A 7,258-nucleotide genomic window follows, 5' to 3' on the forward strand; every position below is an offset into this window, starting at 1 on the left:
AGTCGTAGGGAAACGATGCCATGAATATCGATCGCCCTCTGTGGGCCGCCGGGGCGTTGCTGTCGCCGCAACAATTCCAGCAACAGGCGCGCTGGGAGGCTTGGACCAACGAACAACTCGCGCATCTGGCCCTGGCGCACCCCTGGGGTGTCCAGGCGGTAGGGTTCGACCTGGATGCATTACGGCTGGGTAAGCTCAAGGCGACTCAGTTGCGGGTCCGCATGCCCGATGGCACCTGGATCGACACCGAGCAGGTCGACCGCCTGCCTCCGGCCTTGGAGCTGGCGCAGTTGCTGGCCGACGAAGATCAGGACGCGTTATTGCACTTGGCCTTGCCCCTGGAACAGGCGAATGGCGACAACTGCCTGTTCGACGGTGGCAGGGCCGATCGGCCCACACGCTATCGCCAGTCTTGGCGCGACGTACAGGATATGTATGCCGATGAGGTGCAGTCGATAGGCGTGCTGGAGCATGCACTGAGCCTGCGCCTGCAGCGCGACGATAATGCGGACTACATGACGTGTCCGGTCGCGCGCCTGGTGCGCGACGGGCAGGGCGCCTGGAGCCTCGACCCGGGCTATGTGCCGCCGTTGCTGAGCTTCGCCGCGCACCCGGGGTTGCTGAACCAGCTGGACAACCTGTTGACGCAATTGTCCGCCAAGCGGCAACGGCTCATGGGCATGCGGCGGGAAAGCAATCAGCGCATGGCCGACTTTGCCGTCGCCGACGTGTCGCTGTTCTGGCTGCTCAATGCGTTGAATACCTACCAGCCGGTATTGGCCGATCTTCGGGAGTTTCCCGCGCGCCACCCCGAGCAGGTCTACCAGCAACTGATCAAGCTCGCCGGTGGCCTGCTCACGTTTTCGCTGGAACACGACGTGGACAAGATCCCCGCTTACCGGCACACCTCGTTGGAGGCAGTGTTCCCGCCGCTGATGCACACCCTGTCGCTGTTGTTGGAGGCCAGTCTGCCGTCGCGGGTCATTGCTTTGAGCCTGGAGGTACAGGGGGCCAATCGGTGGCAGGTCACGCTGAATGATCCGCGCTTGCGCGAGCGTGAGGGGGCCGACTTTTATCTGTCGGTGCGCAGTCGGCTACCGGCGGCGCAGGTGCAGGACCAGTTCCCGCGCCTGTGCAAGATCGGTACGCCGGATGAGGTCGATTATCTGATCAACGCGGCGCTCGACGGGGTGCCGTTGCAGTCCCTCAGCCATGTGCCGGCGGCGATTCCATTGCGCCTGGAAAATCAGTACTTCGCCCTGGACCTCGGGCATTCCAAGGGGCAGGCGGTGCTGGACGAAGGGGTCTGTGCTTTCTACGTTCCCAGCAGCTTGGTCGACGTCAAGCTGGAACTGTTTGCGGTGCTGCGCTCATGAAACCGACGCCTTCCAACGAGCAAGCCGCAGCAGCGGTGGATATCGACGCGCTGTTACAGGACACCTACCTATTGGTGGTCGAGTTGCGCCAGGGCGCCTCGGTGCAACCTGGCCGGGAGTTGGGCCAGCTTTGTATCGAACAGGTTGAGCAAGCTCGGCAGCACCTTGAACGGGCGGGCCTGAGTCAGCGCAACATCGACCACATCAGTCATGCTCAATGCGCGCTACTCGACGAAACGGTGCTGACCTGCGCTGACGCAGATGCCCGCGCCGCCTGGGCCAGCGAACCGTTGCAGGCCAAGTTCTTCAATCGTCATCAGGCCGGTGAGTTTCTGTACGAGGCCATGCGTGACGTGTTGAGCGAACCCGCGCCGGACCGGCATGTGTTGACGGTATTTCAGCGCGTATTGATGTTGGGTTTTCGCGGGCGCTATCGTGATTTGAGCGACCCCGGACGCGAGCAACTATTGGCTGCCCTCAACGCACAGGTGGCGCCGTTCAAGGTCAGCCAACACATGCCGACGCAGGTGGTCGGTGGCGAACTCAGCGCGGGTTTTGGCTGGCTGCGCTCGCCCTTGATTCATCTGCTGACAGTGGCCCTGTTGCTGGTTGCGACGTGGTGGGGATTGGATCATCTGCTGAGCGATGCGATTGCCTCGCTCTTGCCTGATCAGGGGTAAGTGCGGATGACCTTCAATCTGCATCGCATCCTTTACCTGTGGGCCGGTGTCCTCGTCCTCGCGTTGCTGCTCATCATTCCGCTGGCGATGTGGGCGCGTGTGCTCGGCGTGCTGATCGCGGTGTGCTGTGTGACGTGGGCCTGGGTATCGCTGCGCCTGCGCGCCGAGCGGCAGCGTGGGTCGGTGAGGTTGGCCGAGGGCATGGTGCTGCCCGCTGCGGGGTTTCGTCAGCCGGTGGTGCTGGTCTGCGGTGATGGCCTGGATGGGCTGTTCGGCGGGGTTGCCGCCGGGCAGTTGGCCCTGCGGGTAACCGAGCGAGGGTGCTACGTGCGCGTACCGAGCCTGGAGCAACTGCCGGCTATCACCGATCACCTTCTGGCCTTGCGTCCTGGCTGGGCCGGGCAACTGGGCGTGATGTTCAGCGTCAGCCCCGGCGCGCACAGTGATGGGGCGATACTCGCCGGTCAGATGCGCGCCTTCAGTCATCAACTGGCCTTGGCCCGCAAACGCGGGGTTGCGCTGCCGCTGTTGCTGGTGAGCTACCTGCAAACCCTGCAGGACGAGGCGCCCTGGTTCTGTTGGGGCAGCGGGCAGGCCGAGGTCCGTGTGTGTGATGCGGGTGCTTGCGTCAGCCTGGATGACTGGCAACAGCAACCCGCTGACTCGCCCAGGCAGGCCGCTCGGATGCACGCCAGCATTCAACTGAACAGCGCTGTGGCCTGGCTTCACGAAGCGGTACTGCCGCACCTTGTCACGCGTAACGCTTCTGGCCTGGCGGCGATCTGCGCAGTTACGTGGGTGCCGGCATTGGCGCATGCCGTGAAGGGGAACCTGTGGCAGCAATGGTTACGCGGCAAAGTCGCGCTGGCGGATCACAGGGCGGTTGTGGCCGATGCGGTGTTGCCGGTCCCGGACCCTTTGCTCAACCTGCTGCCGCTCGGCCCGCTGCGTTCCCCGGTGCAACGCGCGAGCGTTGTTGCGCTGTGGTTGTTCGCCGTCGCCGGTGTTGTCGCACTTGCCAGTTCGGCGTGGCAGAACGCCCTGTTGCTGCGCCAAGTCAGTGATGACCTGCGACGTTATTCGGCGATCCCGCAACCGACCCAGCGCAATCAGCGCGAGTTTCTTTGGCGTGAAAGTGCCGTGGGCGTGCTGCGCCAGGACGCCCAGCGTCTGGACGCGTACTACCGGCACGGTGCGCCCCCGGCATTCGGCCTGGGCCTGTATCGCGGCGAACGCCTGCGCGCTGCGCTGCTGGCGGTACTGGCTGCTCACGTTGAGCCGCCACCGGCCGCATCGCCTGCGCGGGCTGCCAGCCCGGTGCGGTTGGACAGCCTGTCGCTGTTCGCCAGCGGCAGTGCCCAGCTCAAGGCGGATTCAGCCAAGATCCTGATCAATGCGCTGGTCGATATCAAGGCCCAGCCCGGCTGGCTGATCGTGATCTCGGGGCATACCGATGCCACTGGCGACCCCGAGAACAACCTTCGACTGTCCCGCACCCGCGCCGCTGCCGTGCACGACGGGATGCAACGCATGGGCGGCATTCCCGACAGCTGCTTTGCTGTACAGGGTTTCGGCGCCAGCCAGCCGATTGCCGGTAACGACACCGAGGCGGGGCGTGCAGCCAACCGCCGCGTTGATATCCGTCTGGTGCCTGAGGCGGGGGCCTGCGCGCTTCCCGTTGCAAGCCCGGACAGGCAACCCCCGGTCGCATTCCGCGACATTTAAATCTACGAGAAAAAGGAGCTTCACATGGCAATTCCCGTTTACCTCTGGCTGCAAGACGACGGCGGCGCAACTATCAAGGGTTCGGTGAACGTGCAACAACGCGAGGGCAGCATCGAGGTGGTTGCCCAGGATCACAGTCTGTACATCCCCACCGACAACAACACCGGGAAATTGACCGGTACGCGGGTTCACACCCCGTTTCTGTTTTCCAAGGAAATCGATGCCTCCAGCCCCTATCTCTACAAGGCGGTCACTACCGGGCAAACCCTCAAGAGTGCCGAGTTCAAGTGGTACCGCATCGACGATGCGGGGCAGGAGGTCGAGTACTTCATCACCAAACTCGAAGAGGTCAAGGTCGTGAAGGTTGCGCCGAAAATGCACGACGTCAAAGACCCCAGCAAAGAGAAGCACAACCACCTCGAGCAGGTGGAGTTGCGTTACGAGAAGGTCACCTGGACCTACAAGGACGGCAACATCATCCACTCCGATTCGTGGAATGAACGCCAAAGCGCTTGATACGCCCGGAGCAGCAGGTGGGTCTTTGCCTGCTGGCTCCCGGTGTGCTGGGTTGAGCGTCCGTTCGCGGGCGTTCAGCCAAACACATCGAGTTTCCGGCCCGCGATTGGCGTTAACGATCGCGTACCACCATCACCGAACAAGGATGTAGCCGTATGGCCCAGAATTCCACGCGCTTGCTTCGTCGTCTCAACCCTTACTGCGCCCAGGCGTTGAGTGCAGCGGCCACGCTGTGCCAAAGCCGTGCCCACGCGCAGATCACCGTTGAACACTGGCTACTCAAGTTGCTGGGGCAAGGTGAAGGCGACCTGGCCGTGATCGCACGTCGCTATGAGTGGAATATGGAGACGTTGTGGTATGGCTTGCTGGAGCACATCGATCGTCTGCCGCGTAGCGTGCAGAGCAAGCCGCAGCTGTCGGCGCCATTGCAGCAACTGATCAAAAATGCCTGGTTGCGTGCCTCATTGGACGAGCACAACGACAGCCTGCGTTCCGTACATCTGCTGAGCGCGTTGATGGAGACGCCCAGCCTGCTGGCGTGCGAAGCCGTATGGCCCTTGCTCAGCCTCAGTGAGGTGCAGTTGCAGCGGCTGCAGGTGTTGCTGGACCAAATCTCCGAAGAGCGCCCCGCGGTGCAGACGTCAGTGACCGCGGTGCCTTCAAGTGAACTCGCCATACTCCCGCCCAGCGTGTCGAAAGACGATGCGTTAGCGGCGCTGCTGGACAGGTTTACCCAGGACCTGACCGCCAAGGCCGCGCAAGGGAAGATCGACCCGGTGTTCGGCCGCGATGATGAAATCCGTCAGGTCATCGACATCCTCAGCCGTCGGCGCAAAAACAATCCGATCCTGGTGGGCGAGCCTGGTGTCGGCAAAACGGCGCTGGTCGAAGGCCTGGCGTTGAGCATTGCCCAAGGCAAGGTGCCGGACAGTCTCAAAACAGTCAGTGTGCGTACCCTTGACCTGGGATTGTTGCAAGCCGGCGCTGGCGTCAAGGGCGAGTTCGAACAACGCCTGAAAAACGTGATCGACGCCGTACAGCAGTGCGAACAACCGGTGCTGTTGTTTATCGATGAGGCCCATACCCTGGTCGGGGCCGGCAACCAGGCCGGCGGCGCCGATGCGGCTAACCTGCTCAAGCCCGCTCTGGCCCGTGGCGAGTTGCGCACCATCGCCGCGACCACCTGGAGTGAATACAAGCAGTATTTCGAGCGTGATGCCGCTTTGGAAAGACGCTTTCAAATGGTCAAGGTCGAGGAACCGGACGACGCGAATGCTTGCCTGATGCTACGCGGGCTCAAGGCGCGCTACGCCAGCCATCACGGTGTGCATATCCAGGATGCGGCAGTGCAGGCGGCGGTCAGCCTGTCGAGGCGCTACCTGACGGGGCGCCAGTTGCCGGACAAAGCCGTCGACCTGCTGGACACCGCCAGCGCCCGGGTGTGCATGAGCCTGGACTGCGAACCGCAGGCGTTGCGCCGTCTGAGTGCCCTGCAAGTGGCCCTGGAACTGGAGGGCCAAGCGCTGGAGCAGGATCAGCGGCTTGGCGGCCACAGCGTGGATGAGCGTCTGGCGACGATTGCCGCGCAACACGCCGATCTGCAACGTCAGCACGCCGATCTGGAACAGCAATACCGCCAAGAACTCGATCTGGCCCAACAATTGATTGCTGCGCGCCAGGCGCAGCCACCGCAGCGGGATACCTGTGCACAGTTGCAACGGCAGTTGAGTGACATTCAAGGCAGCCAGCCACTGCTTTCTTTGGATGTCGATGCACGTAGCGTGGCGCAAGTCATCGCCGACTGGACCGGCGTGCCACTGGGCAGCTTACTCAAGGACGAGCAGGCCAATCTGCTGCTGCTCGAACAGCAATTGCAAGCGCGCGTGATCGGCCAGGCTCCGGCCTTGAGTGCCTTGGCTCAGCGCCTGCGTGCGGCCAAAACCGGGCTCACCGATGAGAAGGCGCCGTTGGGCGTGTTCCTGCTGGTCGGCACCAGCGGCGTAGGCAAGACCGAAACGGCGCTGGCCTTGGCCGACAGCCTGTTCGGCGGCGAAAAATCACTGATCACCCTCAACTTTTCCGAGTACCAGGAAGCCCACACAGTCAGTCAACTCAAAGGCTCGCCACCCGGCTACGTCGGCTACGGCCGGGGCGGTGTATTGACCGAAGCCGTGCGCCAGCGGCCCTACAGCGTTGTGTTGCTCGACGAGGTGGAAAAGGCGCATCGCGATGTGCTTAACCTGTTCTACCAAGTCTTCGATCGTGGGTTTATGCGCGATGGCGAAGGGCGCGAGATCGACTTCCGTAACACGGTCATTCTGATGACCTCCAACCTTGGCAGCGATCTGCTGCACACCAGCGTGCAGGAACACCCGGAGATACCGGACAGCGTGCTGCATGAACGACTGCGTCCGATCCTGCGCGAACACTTTCAGCCAGCGTTGCTGGCGCGCTTTCAAACCCTGATCTATCGCCCGCTGCGAGCCGACGCACTCAAATGCATTGTTGCGATCAAGCTGGCCCAGGTCGCCAAGCGCCTGCAGCGTCATTACGGTCTGGATTGCCGGATCGACGACACCCTGAACGACGCCTTGGTTGCCGCCTGCCTGCTACCGGATTCAGGCGCACGCAACATCGACAGCTTGCTTAACGAGCAGCTCCTGCCGGTCCTCAGTCAACACCTGTTGGCGCGTCGAGCGGCGCAACTGCGCACCCACGGCGTGAGCTTGGGCTATAGCGAGGATGAAGGGATCAGTCTGCATTTCAGCGATGTTCAAGACACGGCGCAGGCCGTCGCCCTGGAGGTGTGAACGTGCAGGCTTTCTTCGACCACAGCCGGCACACCTTGAGTGTGCGCAACATCGAAGCCCGTCTCGACGTGTTGGCCTTTGAAGGCCACGAACACCTGAGTCAACCCTTCACCTATCGCGTGGAATTCACCAGCACCGAACGTGACCTCGC

5 protein-coding genes are annotated in these 7,258 nt (G+C 62.6%); all 5 read left to right on the forward strand.

The annotated features are described in order from the left end of the window. The first annotated feature begins 20 nt into the window (after nucleotides 1-20). The 5 genes from tssK to tssH all read left to right on the forward strand — a co-directional run bounded on the left by tssK (nucleotide 21) and on the right by tssH (nucleotide 7,107). A complete protein-coding gene (gene tssK / locus INT12_RS21770) occupies nucleotides 21-1,376 on the forward strand; it encodes a type VI secretion system baseplate subunit TssK (protein ID WP_046383736.1) in 1,356 nt (451 codons plus the stop codon). Beyond that, nucleotides 1,373-2,056, forward strand: a complete 684-nt coding sequence (gene tssL, locus INT12_RS21775) for a type VI secretion system protein TssL, short form (protein ID WP_057004771.1) — start codon at nucleotides 1,373-1,375, stop codon at nucleotides 2,054-2,056. The genes tssK and tssL overlap by 4 nt, the downstream gene beginning before the upstream one ends. Before the next feature lie 6 nt (nucleotides 2,057-2,062). Next, nucleotides 2,063-3,781: an OmpA family protein gene (locus tag INT12_RS21780; RefSeq protein WP_193059012.1), complete on the forward strand. Its 1,719-nt coding sequence runs from the start codon at nucleotides 2,063-2,065 to the stop codon at nucleotides 3,779-3,781. Between the two features lie 24 nt (nucleotides 3,782-3,805). Then, on the forward strand, nucleotides 3,806-4,297 hold the full coding sequence (locus INT12_RS21785) for an Hcp family type VI secretion system effector (RefSeq protein WP_046383733.1): 492 nt from the start codon (nucleotides 3,806-3,808) through the stop codon (nucleotides 4,295-4,297). Between the two features lie 155 nt (nucleotides 4,298-4,452). Beyond that, entirely contained in the window at nucleotides 4,453-7,107 is a 2,655-nt protein-coding gene (tssH, locus tag INT12_RS21790; RefSeq protein WP_193040996.1) for a type VI secretion system ATPase TssH, read from the forward strand. Nucleotides 7,108-7,258: the final 151 nt, after the last annotated feature.

It is taken from the genome of Pseudomonas sp. K8, assembly GCF_014889455.1.
GTDB classification, from domain to species: Bacteria; Pseudomonadota; Gammaproteobacteria; order Pseudomonadales; family Pseudomonadaceae; genus Aquipseudomonas; species Aquipseudomonas veronii.

What these genes read in the sequence shown, in the direction of transcription:
- tssK (WP_046383736.1), top strand. Translation starts at nt 21, where the DNA reads ATGAATATCGATCGCCCTCTGTGGGCCGCCGGGGCGTTGCTGTCGCCG.
- tssL (WP_057004771.1), top strand. Translation starts at nt 1,373, where the DNA reads ATGAAACCGACGCCTTCCAACGAGCAAGCCGCAGCAGCGGTGGATATC.
- INT12_RS21785 (WP_046383733.1), top strand. Translation starts at nt 3,806, where the DNA reads ATGGCAATTCCCGTTTACCTCTGGCTGCAAGACGACGGCGGCGCAACT.
- tssH (WP_193040996.1), top strand. Translation starts at nt 4,453, where the DNA reads ATGGCCCAGAATTCCACGCGCTTGCTTCGTCGTCTCAACCCTTACTGC.
- INT12_RS21780 (WP_193059012.1), top strand. Translation starts at nt 2,063, where the DNA reads ATGACCTTCAATCTGCATCGCATCCTTTACCTGTGGGCCGGTGTCCTC.